Annotated in this window: 16 protein-coding genes; 14 read left to right on the top strand and 2 right to left on the bottom strand. The window is 68.5% G+C overall.

Translation table 11 applies throughout. The features are described 5' to 3' along the window. Positions 1-95: 95 nt before the first annotated feature. Positions 96-533, bottom strand: a complete 438-nt coding sequence (locus tag WMF11_RS24275; RefSeq protein ID WP_437979087.1) for a DUF433 domain-containing protein — start codon at positions 531-533, stop codon at positions 96-98. 177 nt (positions 534-710) lie between these two features. Between WMF11_RS24275 and zwf the strand changes: the two genes are divergently transcribed. Genes zwf through pgl form a run of 3 tightly spaced genes read left to right on the top strand, consistent with a single transcriptional unit; the run spans position 711 to position 4,116 of the window. Then, positions 711-2,300: a glucose-6-phosphate dehydrogenase gene (gene zwf / locus WMF11_RS24270; RefSeq protein ID WP_437555057.1), complete on the top strand. Its 1,590-nt coding sequence runs from the start codon at positions 711-713 to the stop codon at positions 2,298-2,300. Next, complete coding sequence (locus tag WMF11_RS24265) at positions 2,297-3,367, top strand: glucose-6-phosphate dehydrogenase assembly protein OpcA (RefSeq protein ID WP_437979086.1); 1,071 nt, start codon at positions 2,297-2,299, stop codon at positions 3,365-3,367. The genes zwf and WMF11_RS24265 overlap by 4 nt, the downstream gene beginning before the upstream one ends. A gap of 23 nt (positions 3,368-3,390) precedes the next feature. Beyond that, complete coding sequence (pgl, locus tag WMF11_RS24260) at positions 3,391-4,116, top strand: 6-phosphogluconolactonase (protein ID WP_437979085.1); 726 nt, start codon at positions 3,391-3,393, stop codon at positions 4,114-4,116. A 132-nt stretch (positions 4,117-4,248) separates the two neighbouring features. Here pgl and WMF11_RS24255 read toward each other — a convergent pair whose 3' ends face one another. After that, entirely contained in the window at positions 4,249-5,184 is a 936-nt protein-coding gene (locus WMF11_RS24255) for a diiron oxygenase (RefSeq protein WP_437979084.1), read from the bottom strand. A gap of 1,045 nt (positions 5,185-6,229) precedes the next feature. Between WMF11_RS24255 and WMF11_RS24250 the strand changes: the two genes are divergently transcribed. The 11 genes from WMF11_RS24250 (at position 6,230) to WMF11_RS24200 (ending at position 20,146) form a co-directional block, all read left to right on the top strand. After that, the gene (locus WMF11_RS24250) at positions 6,230-6,850 is read left to right on the top strand and encodes an anthranilate synthase component II (RefSeq protein WP_437979083.1); all 621 of its coding nucleotides are present in this window, start codon (positions 6,230-6,232) and stop codon (positions 6,848-6,850) included. 122 nt (positions 6,851-6,972) lie between these two features. Next, positions 6,973-8,334, top strand: coding sequence for an aminodeoxychorismate synthase component I (gene pabB, locus WMF11_RS24245; protein WP_437979082.1), 1,362 nt, complete (start codon positions 6,973-6,975; stop codon positions 8,332-8,334). A gap of 14 nt (positions 8,335-8,348) precedes the next feature. After that, positions 8,349-9,251 (top strand): prephenate dehydrogenase dimerization domain-containing protein, encoded by a 903-nt coding sequence (locus WMF11_RS24240; protein WP_437979081.1) that lies wholly within the window; start codon positions 8,349-8,351, stop codon positions 9,249-9,251. A 49-nt stretch (positions 9,252-9,300) separates the two neighbouring features. Beyond that, positions 9,301-9,573, top strand: a complete 273-nt coding sequence (locus tag WMF11_RS24235; RefSeq protein ID WP_437979080.1) for a chorismate mutase — start codon at positions 9,301-9,303, stop codon at positions 9,571-9,573. A 2-nt stretch (positions 9,574-9,575) separates the two neighbouring features. After that, on the top strand, positions 9,576-10,898 hold the full coding sequence (locus WMF11_RS24230) for a hypothetical protein (RefSeq protein WP_437979079.1): 1,323 nt from the start codon (positions 9,576-9,578) through the stop codon (positions 10,896-10,898). Further along, entirely contained in the window at positions 10,895-12,613 is a 1,719-nt protein-coding gene (locus tag WMF11_RS24225; RefSeq protein ID WP_437979078.1) for a thiamine pyrophosphate-binding protein, read from the top strand. The genes WMF11_RS24230 and WMF11_RS24225 overlap by 4 nt, the downstream gene beginning before the upstream one ends. 21 nt (positions 12,614-12,634) lie before the next feature. After that, the gene (locus WMF11_RS24220; protein WP_437979077.1) at positions 12,635-16,801 is read left to right on the top strand and encodes an amino acid adenylation domain-containing protein; all 4,167 of its coding nucleotides are present in this window, start codon (positions 12,635-12,637) and stop codon (positions 16,799-16,801) included. Beyond that, on the top strand, positions 16,798-18,414 hold the full coding sequence (locus WMF11_RS24215) for a (2,3-dihydroxybenzoyl)adenylate synthase (RefSeq protein WP_437979076.1): 1,617 nt from the start codon (positions 16,798-16,800) through the stop codon (positions 18,412-18,414). Before WMF11_RS24220 ends, WMF11_RS24215 begins: the two co-directional genes overlap by 4 nt. Positions 18,415-18,421: 7 nt before the next feature. Beyond that, entirely contained in the window at positions 18,422-19,063 is a 642-nt protein-coding gene (locus tag WMF11_RS24210) for an isochorismatase family protein (protein ID WP_437979075.1), read from the top strand. Then, entirely contained in the window at positions 19,060-19,299 is a 240-nt protein-coding gene (locus WMF11_RS24205; protein WP_437979074.1) for a phosphopantetheine-binding protein, read from the top strand. Before WMF11_RS24210 ends, WMF11_RS24205 begins: the two co-directional genes overlap by 4 nt. Before the next feature lie 67 nt (positions 19,300-19,366). Next, positions 19,367-20,146, top strand: coding sequence for a 2,3-dihydro-2,3-dihydroxybenzoate dehydrogenase (locus WMF11_RS24200; RefSeq protein WP_437979073.1), 780 nt, complete (start codon positions 19,367-19,369; stop codon positions 20,144-20,146). The last annotated feature ends 28 nt before the right edge of the window (positions 20,147-20,174 follow it).

Below are 20,174 nucleotides of genomic sequence, written 5' to 3'. Positions count from 1 at the left end.
AGGGAGCTCGCGCGGCGCGCACGGCGTCTCGCCCGCGGCGCCTCACGCGCGGCGCGCGCCCCGTCCCTTGCCGGCCGCGCCCTCTCGGGCGCCGCTCACTCGTCGTCCTCGTCGAAGGGGAGGTTCAGCTGAGAAAGCGGGCGCGCGCCGACCGTGGGCCCGCCCTGCTTCTTGAAGAGCAGCTGCTCGCGCGCGATGTCGGCCTCGATGAGGTCCTGGTTGTCGTACGCGAACGCGAGCGCGTCGAGCACGCGCGCGGGCCCGAGGTTCGGGTACCGCTTGAGCAGCGTCTCCACCGACGCGCCGCCGCGGTGCCACGCCCAGAGCCGCCGGACCGGGACGCGCGACCCGAGGACGTGGGGGCTCCCGGCGAGCACCTGGCTATCGCTTCGCACGTGGGGGTGGGGGACGCGGATTCGCGGGAGCACCGGCGCGGCCATCGCGCGGAGCAGCCTAGTACCGGTCGCGATCGGATGGAAGGGCGCCGCGAGCCGACGGGCACGCTCGGCGCGGGCGCCGGGCTGTGCGGGCACGCTCGGCGGGCGCGCTCCGCTGGCACGCCCGCGCGAGGTCGTCGTCGCGCTCGTCGCGCGACCTCCGGCATCGCTCTCGCTTCGTTCCGCGCCCGCGCGTGCGATCCGGACTACCCTACGCCGCGGAGGCGCGCGAGCATCGTGCCCGTCGTCGTCACCGACCGGAGCTCATCCACCATGACCCAAGCCGAGAAGAACCCGCTTCGCGAAGGGATGCCCGAGGAGCGCACCGCCTCGCCGGCCGCGCTCGTCATCTTTGGCGCCTCGGGCGACCTGACGCGGCGCAAGCTGCTGCCCGCGGTCTACAACCTGACGCTCAGCCGGCTCCTCACCGGCGGCTTCGCCGTCGTCGGCGTGGCGCGGCGCCCGAAGCCGGACTTCGCGAAGGAGATGCGCGAGGCCGTCGGGAAGTACTCGCGCCGCCCGCTCGAGGAGGCGACCTGGAGCGAGCTCGAGAAGGGCATCAGCTACGTCCAGGGGGCGTTCGACGAGGCCGAGACGTACACCCGGCTCGCGGCGGAGCTCGAGCGGCTCGACGCCGAGCGCGGCACCCGCAAGAACCGGGTCTTCTACCTGGCCGTCGCCCCCGATCAGTTCGCGCCCATCGTGCGCGGCCTGCGCGCGGCGAACCTCGTCGCGCCGCCGTCGCACGAGAAGGACGCGCCGTTCCAGCACGTCGTCGTCGAGAAGCCGTTCGGCGAGGATCTGGAGAGCGCCCGCGCCCTCAACCGCGACCTGCTCGCCCACCTCGCGGAGTCGCAGATCTACCGGATCGACCACTACCTCGGGAAGGAGACCGTCCAGAACCTCCTCGTCCTGCGGTTCGGCAACACGATCTTCGAGCCGCTCTGGTCGCGCCAGCACGTCGATCACGTGCAGATCACCGTGGCCGAGGAGATCGGCGTCGAGGGGCGCGGCAAGTTCTACGAGAAGGTCGGCATCACGCGGGACATCGTGCAGAACCACGCGCTCCAGCTGCTCACGCTGGTCGCGATGGAGCCGCCGTCGTCGTGGGACGCGGACGCGGTGCGCGACGAGAAGGTGAAGGTGCTCCGCACGCTCCGGCCGATCGCGGGCCCGGACGCGCTGTCGTCGACGGTGCGCGGGCAGTATGCGCCCGGCATGGTGCGCGGCGAGAAGGTGCCCGGCTACACGGAGGAGCCGGACGTCGCGAAGGACTCGACGACGGAGACCTACGTCGCGATGAAGCTCCACCTGGACAGCTGGCGCTGGGGCGGGGTGCCGTTCTACCTGCGCGCCGGCAAGCGGCTGGCGAAGCGGGTGGCCGAGGTGGTGCTGCACTTCAAGCCGCTCCCGCACGGCCTGTTCAAGGGCGCCCCCGGCGCCACCGAGGAGCCGAACGCGCTCGTGATGCGCCTCCAGCCCGACGAGGGCATCTCGCTCCGCTTCGCGGCGAAGATCCCGGGCGGCGGCATCGCGATCCGCGGCGTCACGATGGATTTCCGGTACGGCGCCGCGTTCGGCTCCAGCACGCCCGAGGCGTACGAGCGGCTCCTGCTCGACGCGTTGCGCGGCGACGCCACGCTGTTCACGCGCGCCGACGAGGTCGAGGCGCAGTGGGGCTTCGTCGATCCGATCTTCGAGGGGTGGCGGACGCAGAGTGCGCCGATCGCGCGCTACGCCGCGGGCAGCTGGGGCCCGCCGGAGGCCGACGCCCTCGTCGAGCCCTCGTCGGACGACGTACGCGCCGTGTGCGGGGCCGGCGACGGGGGGAAGGCCCCGGAGCGGGCGTGGAGGCGGCCGTGAGCCGCGTCGCCGACGTCATCAAGCGGGTCGAGTCGGAGCTCGCCGAGTTCTGGTCGGCGCCCGACGAGTCGCGGGCGGAGCCGGCCCCGAAGACGCGCGCGTCGACCCTCAATTTCGTGGCGGTGGGGAGCCGCGCCGAGGTCGAGCGCCTGAAGGAGCAGGCCGAGGACCTCGCCGAGACGCACGCGGGCCGCACCCTGCTCATCACGCTCGACGACGGGCTCGACCCGCTGAGCGTCCAGGCCGACTGGTCGGCCACGTGCCGCCGCGCCGGCGAGGTGCCGATCTGCTACGACCGCGTGGAGCTCACGTTCGGGGTGGCCGCGGCCGAGCGCGTGGCTTCGATCGTGAGCGCGCTCACGATCTCCGACGTGGCCGTGATCGTCGAGCTCGCGCCTGGCGCGCCGAACGTGCTCGGCGACGCGCTCGCGCCGATCTGCGATCGGCTGGTGTTCGACTCGGCCGAGACGTGCATCGAGCGCATCGCGGAGGTCGCGCGCGGGACGAGGGCGCCGCTCGCGGACCGGGCGTTCGTGCGGACGTTCTCGTTCCGCGAGCTCGTGGCCCGGTTCTTCGACGACATGCCGGAGGCGTGCCGGGCGATCCGGCGGGTGGAGATCGCGCGCAGCGCGGGGGCGAAGCCGGATCCGGCGGCGCTGTTCCTCGGCTGGATGGGCTCGCGGCTCGGCTGGACGTTCGAGTCGCGGGGGCCCGCGCCGTCCGGCGGCGTGGTCGGCCAGGCCCGCGGCGCGGACGGGGCGCCGATCGAGATCGCGCTGATCGACGGGCCGCCGGCGCCGGCGGACGCGCAGGCGTGGCGGCGGCTCGACGGCGTGCGCCTGTGGACGTCGCTGCGCGGCGAGCCGCTGGCGCTCGGCTGCGTGCGCCTCGACAAGGCGCCCGGCACGGTGCGGTGGACGATGGAGGGGGCGCGGTCGGCAGAGCACCTGCACCCGCTCGGCTACCGGGACGAGACGTGGGTGCTGGCGAAGACGATCGACTCGCTGGAGGGCGATCGGCTGCTGCGCGAGGCGGTGCTCGCCGCGGCGAAGTGGAGCGCCCTTTGACGAGCGCCGACAGGAGGACCGAGATGAACGGTGGTGAGGAGACCCTCGTCGCGGCGGACGCTGCGGAGCTCTCGCGGCTCGGGGCGGAGCTCATCGCGCGCGCCATCGCGGCGGCGGTCGACGCGCGCGGCGTCGCGCGCGTCGCGCTGTCGGGCGGGAGCACGCCGTCGGAGGCGTACCAGCGGCTCGCGGCGCTCTCGCTCCCATGGGCGCAGACCGAGTGGTTCTGGGTGGACGAGCGCGCGGTCGCGCCCGATCACCCCCGCTCGAACTACGGCGCCGCGCGCCGGGATCTGGCGGCGGCCCCCATCCCGGAGGAGCGCTTCTTCCGCATGGAGGGCGAGTCGCAGGACCCCGCCGGGGCGGCGGCGCGGTACGAGCGGCTCCTGCGGGCGCGGTTCGGGGTCGCGTCGGCGGTCTCCTTCGACGTGATGACGCTCGGGATCGGCGACGACGCGCACACGGCCTCGCTGTTCCCCGGGACGGGGGCGGCGGGCATCGAGGACCGCCTGGTCGCCGCGATCCCGGCGCAGCCGGACAAGGGGCTGGAGCCGCGGCTCACGCTGACGGCGCCGGTGATCCAGGAGGCGCGGCTGAAGCTGCTCCTGGCCCGCGGGGCGGGCAAGCGCGGGGTCGTGGCGCTGGCGAAGCGGCCCGGCCCGGCCGATGAGGTGCCGGCGCGGGTCGTGCGCGGCGGGCCCGGGCGGCTCGTCTGGCTGCTCGACGCCGCCGCCGCGCAGGCCGGGTAGCGGGGAGCGGGCGCCCGCCTGGTGCAGCGCCGCGCGTCCTGCGCGTCCCAGCGCCGCGCGTTCAGGTGGTGTTCCTATGGGGCGACCCTCGGCTCCGCGATCGACGGGAGGTCTCGAGAGGCGCTCTGCCGCCTATTGCCGAGCGATCGAATCCGAGAGCTCGAACACGCCGACCTGCTTCAGCAGGGCGAAGAGCCTGACCTTCGTCTTCTCCGCGGCGTCCTTGTGCTCCGCGACGAACCTCTCCTGGGTGTCAGCGATGATGCGATCGATCCCTTCGGCGCTGAATCCCTGCGCGGCGAGCACCTTGCGCTCGAACCCGCGGTTCAAGTCGACGCCCAGAAAATCGTCGAGGTAACCGGGCAACATCGCGCGGAACGCCTCCTGCGTCTCCCGGGGAAGCCGAGCCCAGCTCGACTTCAGGAGCTTCGCAAAATACTTGGAGTGCCGCCCTTCATCGAGGACGTGGTCGCCCATCACCCGCGCGAACGACCTCGCGACCTCCTTCTCCTTGCCCAGGCTCGCGATCTCGGCGGTGAGCACGTTCTCGGCGAGCGTCACCGCGAGGAGCTGGAAGTCCATCCTCATGCTCTCCGGCAAGCTCGCGCTGGCGCGCGCCGCCGCGTCGAGCTTCCAGTTCGACTCGGGTACCTGCAGCGGCTCGACGCCAATCTTCTGCTTCATCTGGACGATGTAGTCGAGCGCCACGTAGGCGTGGTAGCCCTCGTCGACGATCACCGTGAGCGCCTGTAGCTTGTCGACATCGCTGGCGCCCTTGATGTGGTCGTGGAGAATATTCAGGCTGCAATCGATGACGAACTTCGTCTCGAGCAGCCCGACCCCGTAGAGGAACTGATACGCGGCTTGGGCCAGGATGTACGACTGCACTGCACCACCGCGCGACGCGACCAGCGGGTGATCGCAAACGATGCTGCGTGCCGTGGGGTAGAGCAGCTCCCCGCTGGAGCGCTCAGGGATCAGAATCCGTGGGGTGTAGCGCACCGTCGCCTTCTCATACCACGACGCTACGGTATCGCCTTCCGGCGCGCTGGCCTCGACGTGTTGCATATCGCTCCTCTATCACCTCGACGCTGACATCCCGACTCCGGGGCGAACGACCAACAGGGTCTACGAGGTTCGGGGCATCGGGTACCACGAGGTCAAGCCCACCGCAAGTGACGACGTGCATCATCGATCCGAGCGAACCTCCATCCATCGATCGTCGCTGGATGTCAGAGGTGTGAGACCCTGTAAAATTCGTGCGAAGAACTCTCCGGCGATGGCTCTGACACGAAGGGTAGAGCGTGAGACGCCGTCCGCTCGCCATTCCCGTGCGCCCCGGCCCAGCAGCTCGCCTCGCGCCATCGAGCGCGCATCGACCTGCCTACGTGAGCAAGCGGTTGCTTGGTCCGCCTGGACGAGCTCCCCGCGTTGTGCGCTGGATACGTGGCGCGCAGCGATCGAGATGGGTGGCATGTCCCCTGCAGTGCCGGCCATCACGCCGCGTGACGATACGACAAGCTGCACGACGGACGGAGCAGCCCCTGGCTCGCCAGAGGCGGGGCGCCCGGCGAGAGGCCGGGCCCATGCGCCAACTCCGTCGTCCATCCGAGCACGAATCCAACTCCATCGCGCCGACGGACAGGCGCAGGAGACTCCCCCATGCGATCGGAACCGTCAACCCCACCAGGGTTCATTCGTCCACCGATCTGACCTTCAGCGATGTCGGACATCCGTCGGTGAAAGTTTTCGCAATTGCCGACTGGCCTGCTGGCCGGCCGACTGGCCTGCTGGCCTGCCGGTAGGTCACAGAGCGAAGATGGCAACAACGCGGCATCGCTCGCCAACCAATTTGAGTTGATCGAGGACAGGCCCGTGATATGGATTGCCAGCCGTCCTGGCATGCCATCCTCATTGTCTTGACGCGCGTCCGCGGCGCGGTCGGCAGGGCCGTTGTGCCGGCACGCGATCGCTGCCTCGGGGCGCTGGAGGCATGCACCAGAAGATGAGAGAATTTCCCGGCGGAGGTGGAAACCGATGCTTGCGAGATGAGGAAGGTCTTCCGAACGGATGCCGTATGGCGCGGTAAACCCTTTCCGTGACGAGGCGCGCGGTGGCTTGTAGAACCCTGATCATCGACAACTTCGATTCATTCACGTACAACCTGTTCCAGTACATGGGGGAGGTCTGCGGCGAAGAGCCGACCGTTGTGCTGAATACGGAAGACTTCGCGGCGCTCGACCTCGCGCGGTACGACTGTGTGATCGTCTCTCCCGGGCCAGGGACACCCGCGCGTCCGGTGGACGTGGGAATAAGCGTCAAGGCCATCTTGAACGCGCAGGTGCCGCTGCTGGGCGTGTGCCTCGGTCATCAGTGCATGGCATACATCCATGGTATGGAGGTCGCGCATGCCCCGGCGCCGATGCACGGACGGGTGAGCGCGATCCACCACGATAATGAAGGAGTATTCGAGGGGCTGCCTCGAGAGCTGAGCGTGGTCCGCTATCACTCCCTCGTCGTCCGCGACCTGAAGGACCCTTTCGTTATCACGGCGTGGGACCAGGATGGAATGATCCACGGCATCCGGCACAAGACGCGCGCGCTGTATGGGATTCAGTTCCATCCTGAGTCGATCTGCACCGAGGCCGGCATGGATTTGCTGCGCAACTTCCGGGACATCGCCATGTCTCACAAGGCGCGCCCCTCGGTGCAGAACAACCATCTCGTGGCCTGACGGGGGTAGCCGTGACGTCCTTCCGCATCCACCATAGAAAAGTCGGTTACTTTCCTGAAACTGTCGATCTGTTTCGGGCCGAGTTCCTTCGCTCGAAGAGCGCGTTCCTCCTGGAGAGCAGCGTGACCCGGTCAGGCTTCGCGCGGTTCTCGTTCATGGGCGACGCTGACGGTCCCCTCGGCGAGACCGTGACGTACGACACGACGACGCGAGAGGCCAACGTCGTCCGGGGAGGGGACAGCCGTGCCGTCAAGGTGGAGAGCGTCTTCGACCTCCTCAGGTCGAAGCTTGCGCAGAGCAGGGTCGAGGTCCCTCAAGGATTGCCCTTCGACTTCAACCTCGGCTACGTCGGATTCCTCGGCTACGAGCTCAAGGCGGAGACCATCGGCTCGGCCGCGCATCGCTCGCCAACGCACGACGCGGCCTTCATCTTCGCGACCCGGGTCGTGGCCTTCGACCACGCCGAGAGGACCTGCTACCTCCTCCACCTCGTCACGGACGACGAGACCGGACGCGCCGCCGAGGCGTGGTTCGACACCGTAGAGGCGCGGATGAGGCGCGAGGTCGAGGCGCCGAGATCAGCGCCGCCGTCCGCCCGCGTGTCGAAGAGGATGTCGCTGGCGGAGGTCGAACGGTGGATCGCCGACAACGCCGTGATGCGCTTCGGCAAAGAGGCGTACATCCGGAAGATCCACGAGTCGCTCGTCGAGATCGTGAACGGGGAGAGCTACGAGGTCTGCCTGACGAACCTGATCGACTTCTCGTTCGAGGAGCCGCCGTTCGAGCTGTACTGCGTGATGAGGAGCCTTACGCCCGCGCCTCACGCCGGCTACTTCCGCGTGGGCGACTTCCATCTCGTGAGCTCCTCGCCCGAGCGGTTCCTCAGCGTCGACAGGAACGGCCGGGCCGAGGCGAAGCCGATCAAGGGGACCCGGCCTCGGGGCCGCACCGAGGACGACGATCGCAAGCAGGCGGAGGAGCTCCGGGCGAACGAGAAAGATCGCGCCGAGAACCTCATGATCGTCGATCTTTTACGGAACGATCTCGGCCAGGTGTGCACCATCGGCTCGGTCCACGTACCGAAGCTCTTCGACATCGAGACCTACTCGCACGTTCATCAGCTGGTCTCGACCATCCGCGGCCAGCTCAAGCCGGGGGTCTCGGCGGTCGAGTGTGTCCGCGCGGTCTTCCCCGGCGGCTCGATGACCGGAGCCCCGAAGAAGCGCACCATGGAGATCATCGACCGGCTGGAGGAGGGCCCGCGCGGCGTCTACTCGGGGGCCTTCGGGTGGTTCGGGCTCTCCGGCGCGTGCGATCTCAACATCGTCATCCGCTCGGTCCCGATCGACCGAGGGCACGCGTGGATCGGCGTCGGCGGCGCGATCACGGCCCTGTCGGACCCGAACGAAGAGTTTGCCGAGACGATCGTGAAGGCGCGCGGCGTGGTGGAGGCCGTCGAGCAGCTGCGGAGGTCTCGACCGTGAGGAGCGAGGCGTCCATGGCGAACGACGCGAACGCAGCTTCGGCCCGGTGCGTGGTCGTGGGAGCGAAGGGCTCGATCGGAGCGTTCCTTGCGACGAGGCTCTCCGGCGAGGGCCTCGACGTGACCGGCATCGACATCTCCGATGCGGCCCCGACCCTCCCGGCGATCGCATTCCACGCCGACGACATCACCCGCCCGAGCGGTCGCACGTGCGCCGCGTTGTCGCAGGCGCGCACGGTGGTGCTCGCCCTGTCGCAGGGCGTGCTCGAGAGAGCTCTCCCGCAGATCCTGCCGCACTTGCGCCCGGACTGCCTCATCGTAGAGACGCTGTCGATCAAGACGCCATTTGGAGACCTCCTCGACAAGCATCGGCCAGCTCAACCGGTGCTCGGCATCAACCCGATGTTCTCGGGTGATCTCGACCCCAAAGGCCGACCGGTCGCGGTCGTGGTTCACCGGAGCGGCGCGGCGATCTCCGGGTTCTTGTCTCTCCTGGAGCAGTGGCAGCTGAAGGTGGTCATCATCGAGCCGCACGAGCACGATCGGACAATGGCGACCCTGCAGTCGATGTGCCACGCAGCCATCCTGTCCTTCGGGAGGGCGCTGTGTCAGGCCGGGGTCTCTGCGTCGTCCATCGCTGCCCTCGCGCCGCCGCCGTTTCGCGTTCTCCTGTCCCTCGTGGCGCGCATGACGCAGAATCACCCCGAGGTCTACTGGGAGATACAGTCCGCGAACCCTTGCGCCGGGGAGGCGCGCGAGAGATTGCAGGCCTCACTTCGAGCGCTGGACGCCGAGGTATCCGCAGGAGAGCGCGAGCGATTCCACCACGAGCTCCGCAAGATCAAGGCGGATCTCATCGAGGAAGATCCGCGCCTCCTGCAGACCTGCCGCCGGATCTTCCAGCTCGCCGATATCTGACGTACCGCCGCGCGCGAGGCGCGCGCATTGCCAGGGGATAGCCGAGAACATGACACTTGACGGCTTCAGGGACCAGATCGACCGCATCGATGACGAGCTCGTCGACCTCCTAGGGCGCAGGCTGCACATCGTGCGGGAGGTCGCTCTCGCCAAGAAGGTGAGCGCTACGCCCGTCATGCAGCCCGCTCGCGTCATCGAGGTGAAGCGCCGCTGCAGGGAGCGGGGGAGCCGCCATCAGCTTCGAGGCGAGTTCATCGAAACCATTTATCAAGCGATCATCGATGAGGCGTGCCGCATCGAGGATGACCTCCTGAGAGGCTGAACATGGCTGACGCAAAATTCGAAGCGATGAAGGCCGCGAGCCTCCTGACCGACAACCTCCAGCGGGACTACCGGTACCGGGAGCGGACCCTCAGCCTCACGGCGAATGAGAACTATCCGAGCGCGCTCGTGCGCTTCACGTCGAGCGCGACCGCAGGCGCTTTCTACCACGTCTCGTTCCCCTTCGACGTGCCGCCTGGAGAGTGGTATTTCCCCGAGTCCGGTCAGATGAACGAGCTGGCCGACATGGTCCGCGCGCTCGGGAGATCTCTCGTCAAATCCGAGACGTTCGACTGGCGTCCGAACGGCGGTTCTCCCGCGGAGCAGGCGCTGATGCTGGCCGCCTGCAAGCGCGGCGACGGCATGGTCCATTTCGCGCACAGGGATGGTGGCCATTTCGCCCTGGAGGCCCTTGCGTCGAAGGCTGGCATCGAGATCTTCCATCTCCCGGTGGACCCGAGGTCGCTCCTCATCGACGTCGCGCGGCTCGACGACATGGCGCGGAAGAACCCTCGTATCAAGATCGTCATCCTCGACCAGTCCTTCAAGCTGCGCTGGCAGCCGCTCGACAAGATCCGAGCCGTCCTGCCCGACTCGTGCACGTTGACGTACGACATGAGCCATGATGGCGGGCTCATCATGGGCGGGGTCTTTGACTCGCCGCTGCGGTGCGGCGCGGACGTGGTGCACGGCAACACGCACAAGACCGTCCCCGGTCCGCAGAAGGGCTACATTGGATTTCGATCCAGCGGCCATCCGTTGCTAGCAGAGACCTCCATCTGGCTGTGTCCGCACCTTCAGAGCAACTGCCACGCCGAGCTGCTCCCGCCGCTGTGGGTGGCGCTCAAGGAGATGGAGGTGTTCGGCCGCGAGTATGCGCAGCAGGTCGTCAAGAACGCGAAGGCGTTGGCTCGGCACCTGTACGACCTCGGCTTCGACGTCTCGGGGGAGGAGTTCGGCTTCACCGAGATGCACCAGGTCCATTTCGCCGTGGGCACCCCGGACAAGGCGCTCAACCTCTGCATGAACACGCTCCATCAGGGTGGGATCCGCTCGACCAACATCGAGATCCCCGGCAAGCCCGGGGTGCACGGCATCCGTCTGGGGGTCCAGGCGATGACCCGCCGCAACCTCGTCGAGAAGGACTTCCAGACGGTGGCCGGGTTCATCGGTGATCTCTACTTCAAGAAGATCGATCCTGCCGTGGTCGCGGCGCGGGTCGAAGAGTTCCTCCGAGGCTTCCCGCTCGCGCCCCTCAAGTACTCGTTCGACCAGGGGCTCGACCAGGAGTTGTTGACCTCTTTGTGCCGTGGAGCTCTCAAGTGACCGCCGCTCGACCTATCGCGTTCATCGAACAGCCGATCCCTCGCGCGTCCGAGGAGATGACGCTCGGCCAGATGGTCGGCAGCATCCTCCTCGAGCACGGCATCGAAGATCTGTTCTGCATTCCCGGCGACTTCACGATGCAGCTGTCGCGCGAATTCGAGCGTACGAGCGGGCTGCGGCTCCGGACGATGTCGCACGAATACGGCACGACGCTCGCCGCGCTGGGCTATGCGGTCGCGCGGCGCGTCCCGGGCGCGCTGTGTTTCACCTACGGCGTGGGGATCCTCAACGCCACCAACGCCATTGCGCAGGCCTATGTGGAGCGAGTCCCGTTGATCGTGGTGTCCGGCGGTCCCGGCAAGCGCGAGCGGGAAGCCGAGATCTTCCTTCACCACCAGGTCACGGATCATGACGCGCAGCTCCGGATCATGCGCGAGGTGACCGCACATCAGGCGCGGATCCACGATCCGCACGTCGCCGCGGAGCAGATCCGTGACGCCCTCCGCGTCGCCCTCGAGGCGTCCCGCCCGGTCTACGTCGAGATCCCTCGGGACCTCTACCTTTCGAAGGTCCGTTATGTCCCGAGGAAGGCGCCGGCACCTCCGACGCCGGGGCGCTTCTCCGCGGACGCGTTCAGCGCCGCGCGCCACGCGCTCGATCTGCTGCGCGAGGCCTCGAGGCCGGTGTTCGTGCCAGGGCTCGAGCTCAAGCGCTTTCGGCTGGAGGGGCCGGCCGAGCGGATCGTCGACGCCCTCGGGCTGCCTTGGGTGGCGACGCCCATGTCTCAAGGGACGCTCGACCCTGCCCACCCGAACTACCGAGGTGTCTTCGCCGGTCCCGCGTCGCCCGACCTCGCCACCCGTACCCTGGTCGAGGAGTGCGATCTGCTCTTCCTCGTCGGCGAGCCGAACTCGGACGTCAATATGGGCGTGGCGGGGAACGTCCCCGTGGGGCGGCTCGTTCATGCCTACGACGGTCGTGTCCGGGTTGGCCGGAAGATCTTTGCTGCGACCACGATGGAGTTCGTCTCCGCGCTGGCGGAGGTGGCCGCGTCTCAGCAGCCCGGGTTGCCCCGGTCTCTCGAGGCCGGCGACGCGCCGTCGAGCGCCGAGAGGGACGTCCGCGACCAGCCCGACAGCGAGCCGCTGACCCCGTTCACGGTCACCCAGGAGCTCGATCGGTATTTCGCGGCAGAGCCGGACGCGGTGCTCGTCGTGGACTGCGGCGACTCGTTCTTCATGTCGCTCAGCATGCGCCCGGCCGACGTCCTCACGTCGTCGCTTTACATGAGCATGGGGATCGCGGTGCCGGGGGCGATCGGCTATCAGCTCGGCAGCGGCAAGCGCCCCATCGTCCTCGTCGGCGATGGCGCGTTCCACATGACAGGGCTCGAGCTCATGCACGCGAGGCGATTCGGGGTGAGTCCGATCGTCATCGTGCTGAACAACCGCAGGTGGACGTCGCTCTCGACGGACGAGAGCGATCACGCGCTGATCCGGCAGGAGCACCTCGAGTTCTCGAGGTTCGCTCACTATATCAACGTCAAGTCGTTCACCGCGAGGACGGGCGCCGATCTCCGCCAGCAGCTCGCGCAGGCGATCGCGCTGGACGAGCCGATCCTCATCGACGCGGTGATCGACCCCTCGATGCGTTCGTACCTTTGCGAGCGCTTCTTCCATGGGATCAAGCAGCAGCAGCACCTGCCCAAGCAGTGAGCCTGGCCAAGGAGCGGAAGAATGTCTCAGGTCGCCCGCGTACTACCGCTTTCCCCAGCCCAGCAGCCGATCTGGCTGGGCCACCAGCTCGATCCCGATAGCGCGGCGTACAACGTCGCGAGCGTCATCGTCGTCGAGGGGAGGCTCGACCATTCCACCCTCTTGCGCGCCCTCGCCCGGGCCGTGAACGAGGCAGACGTGCTGCGCGCTCGGTTTCGAGAGATCGAGGGGGACGAACAAGGCGCTCCGGTCCAGGTGGTCGAGCCCGAGCTCGCCTTCGACTGCCCCCTGATCGACCTGAGCGCGCACCCGTCGCCGGAGGCGGAGGCCAGGGCCTGGATGGAGCGGGATCTCGCCGCCCGGATCGACCTCGGCAGCGGCTGCCTGTTCTCGACGCGCCTCTTCCTGCTCGGAGAGCGCCGCTCGTGGTGGTACTTCAAGTCGCATCACATCGCGCTCGACGGCTTCGCGATGTCGATGTTCTTCAAGCGCGTCGCCGAACTCTACTCGTGCCTCGTCAGCGGAGCGGAGATCTCGCCGACGCCGTTCGGTCCTCTCGCTGCCCTCATCGAGAGTGAGCAGGCGTATCAGGGATCGGACGCGCACCGGCGGGACCGAGCGTACTGGCGCGACAAGTGCTCCCGGGGGACCGACGTCGCGAGCTTCACGAGCGAGGTCGCGCTGCCGTCGAGGAGCTTCCTGCGGTGCGACGCCCGCATACCGCAGCAGACGGTGGCGAGGCTACAGCGCATGGCCGAGGGAGCATCCGCCCACTGGGTTCCGGTGCTCATCGCTGCCTTCGGCGTGTTCCTGAGCCGCGTGAGCGGCCGGCAGCAGGTCGTGCTCGGGATCCCCTTCCTCAATCGCCTGGGCTCGGTCGCGACGAGGATTCCTTCGACCATGGCGAACGTGCTTCCGTTGCACGTCCGGATCCGGCCGGATGATACGGTGCGCGACGTCCTCGCCAGCGTGTCAGTCGAGCTCTCGCAGATGCGCCTCCACCAGCGGTATCGGGCGGAGGATGTCCGCCGCGATTGCCACCTCCTCGGGGAGGATCGCCGCCTGACGGGGCCTCAGATCAACGTCGACCTCTTCACGTCCGACCTGGACTTTGGTGGGCAGCGGGGAGCGCCGGAGATGCTGAGCGCGGGGCCGGCCGACGACCTGTCGTTCCTCGTCCAGCCCGGGGCCGAAGGCGAGGGGCTGCGCCTCGTCGGTATGGCCAATCCGGCGCTCTACCGCGAGGAGGAGCTGCGCCTCGAGCTCGCCCGCTTCCTGGAGTTCCTCGAGCGGTTCGCCGATCGCGTCGACACGCCGGTGGGCCGGCTGGACGCGTTCACCTCGGAAGAGCGCCGCTTCTTCTTCGCACCGCAGCGGCCGACCAGCGCCGCACCATCGCCGGGCGGCGTGGAGACGGGGACGCTGATCGGCGCGTTCGAGCGGCGAGCGCTCGAGGCGCCGGAGGCCGTCGCGCTCACCTCGGGCGATGAGCACATCACCTACGCGGAGCTCGACGCCCGTGCGAACCGGCTTGCGAGCGCGATGGCCGGCGCCGCCGATTTCGTCGGCAACCCGCGTGTCGCCCTGCTGATCGAGCGGTCTGTCGAGACGATCGTCGCCATCCTCGCGACGTTCAAGGTCGGCGCCGCCTACGTGCCGATCGACCCTGACGCGCCCTCCGGACGCATCGACGCGATCCTGGCCGACACGCGGCCTGTCCTTCTCCTGGTCGACGCGAACAACATGCGCAAGCTGGGATCACCGCCCTACAAGACGCTGGCCATCGAGCCGGACAAGCTCGCGTCGGCGCGGCCAGCGACCGTCGCCCTCACGCCGTGGAGGCGCGCGGCGGGGCGCCCGTCCGCCGACGACCTGGCCTACATCATCTATACCTCCGGCTCTACCGGCAGGCCCAAGGGCGTCAAGATCACCCATCGTAACGTCGTACGGCTGTTCAAGACCACCGACCGGTGGTTCGAGTACCGGCGTGACGACGTCTGGACGCAGTGCTTCTCGTACGTCTTCGACGCGTCGGTCTGGGAGATCTGGGGAGCGCTGCTGCACGGGGCGCGGCTCGTCATGGTCCCGCCGGAGATCGCGCGCGCCCCCGAGGCGTTGCTCGAGCTCATCGTCAAGGAGAAGGTGACGGTGTTTGGACAGATCCCGTCGGCGTTCTACCGTCTCATGGAAGCCGAGGAGGATCGCCCGGAGCTCGCGTCGCAGCTCCGCCTCCGATATCAATGCTTCGGTGGCGAGGCCTTGGATCTCCGTCGCCTCAAGCCCTGGTTCAGGAACCACGAGGAGGGCAAGCCGAAGCTCCTGAACATGTACGGCATCACCGAGACGACCATCAATGTGACGTATCAGTTCGTCACGAAGTCGCAGGTCTTGGCCGAGAGCGGGAGCCTCATCGGCAAGGCGTACGACGATCTGCGCGTCATGGTGCTCGACGACGCGCTGCGCCCCGTGCCGGTTGGTGGCTACGGTGAGATGTACATCTCCGGCGAGGGGCTCGCGCCAGGGTACTTGAACCGACCCGACCTCGACGCGGTCAGGTTCGTCGCCGACCCCTATGGCCCTCCCGGGTCACGCATGTACCGAAGCGGCGATGTCGCCGTCTTGCACGAGGACGGCTTGCTCGAGTACGTGGGCCGGAGCGATCAGCAGGTGAAGGTGCGGGGCTATAGGATCGAGCTCGGCGAGATCGAATCGCACCTGCGCGACCATCCGTCCATCTCGGACGCGGTCGCGTCCGTGCAAGTCGACGCGTTCGGCGATCCGAAGCTGGTGGCGCACGTGGTTCCGGCCACGGACGCCGCGTCGACGCGCGCGGTCGACGCAGAGTCGATTCGGGCCTACCTGCGCGAGCGGCTGCCGCCCTACATGGTTCCGCACGCCATCGGGGTCCTCGCCGCGCTGCCGTTCAATCAGAACGGGAAGGTCGATCGGCGAGCGCTCCCCGAGATCAAGGTCACCTCGGAGCGTCGCGTGGAGCCCCCTCGCGACGCCCTCGACGAGCGCGTCATCGAGGTCTGGCGCGGCCACCTCGGGGTCGAGCGGCTCGGCATCGACGACAACTTCTTCGCGCTCGGAGGCGACTCGATCAAGGCGATCCGCGTCTGCCGCACCCTGGGTATGCCCGTGATGACCCTCTTCAAGGATCCCACGCCGCGCGCTTGCGCGGACTTCCTGCGCGCGGGCGGAGGCGCCGCCGAGCAGAAGCAGGGGAGCTTCCTCCACGCCTTCGGCCGCGGCGCCGGTGACGCCGGGATCAACCTGCTGTGCGTGCCCTTCGCCGGCGGCAACGCGCTCGCGTTCAGGCAGCTCGTCGAGGGCCTCCCCGGATCCGTCGCGTGCTGGTCGGTCAACCTGCCCGGTCATGATCCCACGCGACCCGGTGAGGAGCTCCTGAGCGTCGACGCGGTCGCGGACGGGGTCGTGAACGAAGTCATGGCCAGCATCAAGGGGCCGATCGCCGTCTACGGGCATTGCGCCGGGAACGCGATCGCCCTGGCCATTGCGAGCAAGCTGGAGAGCGCCGGCGCAGAGCTCGTGGAGCTCGTGATCGGCGCGATGCTGCCAGATCGCGATCCCCAGGCGGTCCTGTCTGGCGTATCCGAACGGACGGGGCGCGACATCATCACGTTCCTGCGCAGCCTCGGTGGGTTCAAGGACGTGCTGGACGACGAGACCCTCGCCGCCATCGCCGACATGACGAAGCATGACTCGATGGAGACGGCGACGTTCTTCGCCACGAGGGCGAGCTCGCCGCAGCGCCTCGCGGCGCCGATCCACGCCGTCGTCGGCGATAGCGATCCGCTGACCGAGGGCTATCAGACACGGTATCTCGATTGGCGAGCGTTCTCCGAGCAGGTGAGCCTGTCCGTCATCGAGGGTGGCGGTCACTATTTCGTGACGGATTGTGCCGCCGCGCTGGCGGGGATCCTCGAGCGGCGGCTCCTCGCCCACGCGTCTCCGAGCGGCGGCCGCGCGCCGCGGAAGCTGCGGCCGTTCCATAACCCCTTCGACGAGGCCGACGGCTCGTTCTGGCTGCTCGCCAACGAGGAGGGCCAGCGCTCGCTGTGGCCGCGGTTCGCCGAGATTCCGGCCGGGTGGCGCGTCGAGCTCGGCCCCGCGTCGCGCGAGGCGTGCATGGCGGCTCTCGCCTCTCAAGGAGCGCTGTCATGAGCGATGGTTTCGAGTTCCCGAGGTGGCCGGAGTCGTTCGCCGCGGCCTACCGGGCCAAGGGATACTGGACCGGTGAGACGCTCGGCGGGATGCTGAGGAGGGTCGCGCGAAGCGTGCCGGACCGTGTGGCCGTCACGGACGGGCCTGTGAACCTCACGTACGCGGAGCTCGACGCGAGGGCGGACCGGCTGGCCGACGGGTTGGCTGCGCTGGGGCTCTCGCCAGGAGATCGCGTCGTCGTCCAGCTCCCCAACACCGTCCAGTTCGTCGAGGTGATCTTCGCGCTCTTCCGGCTGGGAGCGATCCCCGTCTTCGCCCTCCCGTCGGATCGGATCTCGGAGATCACCCATATCTTCCAGATATCGGGCGCCAAGGCCTATGTGATCCGGGACAAGGCGCTCGGCTTCGACTACCGGATGATCGCCGAGGAGGTCGTCTCGCGGATCTCTCGGGTCGAGCGGGTCATCGTGGTCGGAGACCCGGGGGCGTTCGTTCCTTTCGAGACCCTCTATGGGCGCCCGAACGAGCGGCCGGAGCGGGCAGGCAGCGAGCCCGCGCTCGTCACGCTCTCTGGCGGCAGCACCGCCCTGCCGAAGCTCATCGCGCGCACCCACGACGACTACCTGTACAGCGTCAGGGCGAGCGCCGAGATCTGCGGGCTCACGCCCGAGAGCGTCTATCTGTGCGCCCTGCCGGCCGGCCACAATTTCACGCTGAGCTCGCCGGGCATCCTGGGAACGCTGTGCGCGGGGGGCCGGGTCGTCATGACGACCGATCCGAGCGGAGCGACCGCGTTCTCTCTCATCGAGCGAGAGAAGGTCACGTTCGCGGCCCTCGTTCCTAGCCTCGCGCTGGCCTGGCTCCACGCCGAGCGGACGTGCGATCTGTCGAGCCTGCGATTCCTCCAGGTGGGCGGCGCCAAGCTTAGCGCGGAGATGGCTGCTCGCCTGGAATCCTCGCTCGGGTGCCAGCTGCAGCAGGTCTACGGCATGTCCGAGGGGCTCGTCTGCTACACGCGGCTCGGTGACCCCTCCGAGAGGGTGCTGAACACGCAGGGGCGGCCCATCTCCGTGGACGACGAGGTGCGCATCGTCGACCAGGACGATCAGCCGGTCCCGGACGGCACCCCGGGCGAGCTCCTCGTGCGTGGGCCCTACACGATCCGCGGCTACCTCAACGCCGAGGAGCACAACGGGCGGGTCTTCACGGCCGACGGCTTCTATCGAACTGGCGATATCGTCGCGCGGCGGGACGACGGCTACCTCGTCGTCTCCGGGCGCTCGAAGGACCAGGTGAACCGCGGCGGCGAGAAGATCGCGGCGGAGGAGGTCGAGGGGCACCTCCTCGCCCACCCGCGCGTACGAGAGGCGGCGATCGTCTCGATACCGGATGTCTACCTTGGCGAAGCGTCGTGTGCGTTCGTCGTCGCAGACCCGGAGGGCGAGGTGACCGCCGCGCAGATAAGGGCCTTCGTGCGCGGGCGCGGCGTCGCGGCGTACAAGGTGCCCGACCAGGTCCGGTTCGTGCCGTCGCTGCCGAAGACGACCGTCGGGAAGATCGACAGGAAGGAACTTAGGAAGCAGCACGGCGGCTCTGCCGCTGCGTTGCCTTGAGGACGATATGGGAATCCCGCGAATCAAGTCCTATGACCTGCCCACTGTGATCGATTTCGCCCGCGCTCCGCGCTCCTGGAGGGTCGAGCCGGCGCGCGTAGCTCTGCTGATTCATGATATGCAGAACTACTTCCTCAAGCCGTATGAATCGGCGGCGTTCACCGGCGCGCTGGTCGAACAGATTTACGCGATCCGGACGGCGTGCAAGCTCCGCGACGTCCCGGTGTTCTACACCGCGCAGCCGGGGGGCCAGAGCAAGGCCGAGCGCGGGCTCCTCCTGGATTTCTGGGGGCCCGGCATGCCGGAAGACGGGGAGGCCCGGAGCATCGTCCGCGGGCTGGAGCCGTCCCCTGGCGACCACATGATCGTCAAGCACCGTTACAGCGCGTTCAAGCAGAGCGAGCTGCTGGAGATGCTCAAGAGATCGGGTCGAGAACAGCTCATCATCTGCGGCGTCTACGCGCACATCGGCTGCCAGGCGACGGCGCTCGACGCCTTCATGGCCGGCGTCCAGCCGTTCGTCGCCGCGGACGCGCTCGGCGATTTCTCGCTCGAGTATCACCGTATGGCGCTGAGCCAGATCGCGAGCTGCTCAGGGAAGGTGGCGACCACCGCCGAGCTGCTCGAACAGCTGGGAGGCGCATCTTGACGCCGGAGCTCGGTGAAAGCAGCCTCACGCGCGACCGGTTCCTCGCCGACGTGGCCGAGGTGCTGTGCGTGAGCGCAGAGGAAGCGGCCAGGATCGGCGATCCGTTCGACGCTGGCCTCGACTCGGTCCGCCTCCTCGTGCTCGCGGAGAAGTGGCGCAAGATGGGCGCCCGCGTGGGGTTCGTGGAGCTCGCGGAGCGGCGGAGCCTCGACGAGTGGTGGGATCTCGTCCGCTGAGGCCCACCCGCGGCCCGAGCTGGCGGCCCGGAGAGGAGCGGGGAGGCACGAACACGTGACACATCCGATGAAGCCGAGATTCGAGGACAAGTCCTTCTTGGTGACCGGGGCCGCGCAGGGCATCGGGGCCGCGGTCACGCGCCTGCTCGTCGCGCAGGGGGCCTTCGTCCACGCCGTCGACGTGAAGGGCGACGCCCTGCAGGCGCTCGCGGCCGAGTTGAACCAGCGTGAGCGCGCCGTGGAGCCGCGCCGCGTCGATATCCGTGTCCCCTCGGAGGTGGAGGCCGTCGTGGCGGTCGCCGATGCGGCGCGCCCGCTCGACGGTGTCGTCAACGCAGCCGGGATGCTCGTGCCGGCCGCGTTCGAGGCCGCCACCCCCGACAGCTGGAAAGAGACCTTCGACGTCAACACGAGCGGCGTCTTCTTCGTCTCGCAGGCCGCCGCGCGGCGCATGTCGCCGCGGAGATCGGGCGTGATCGTCACGGTCGCATCCAACGCCGCGAACACGCCGCGCGTCGGAATGGCGGCCTACTGCGCCTCGAAGGCGGCGGTCACGATGCTCACGCGGTGCATGGGGCTCGAGCTGGCCAGGCACGGCATCCGATGTAACACCGTCTCTCCTGGCTCGACGGATACGCCCATGCTCCGCGCGCTCACCGGGGACTCCGCGGAGTCGCACCGAAGGCTCATCGAGGGCGATCCGGGCCGCTATCGCGTCGGCATCCCGCTGGGCCGCGTCGCCGAGCCAGACGACATCGCGCGAGGGGTCGCGTTTCTCCTCTCGGACGAGGCGCGCCACATCACGATGCACGATCTCGTCGTGGACGGCGGCGCCACCCTTGGTTGAGAACACCGTAGAGAGGGCACAAGTGGAA

The organism is Sorangium sp. So ce295 (assembly GCF_051527405.1).
Classification (GTDB): domain Bacteria; phylum Myxococcota_A; class Polyangia; order Polyangiales; family Polyangiaceae; genus Sorangium; species Sorangium cellulosum_B.
Note: the sequence above shows the minus strand (reverse complement) of the source record. Positions and strands in the feature narration are given on the sequence as shown.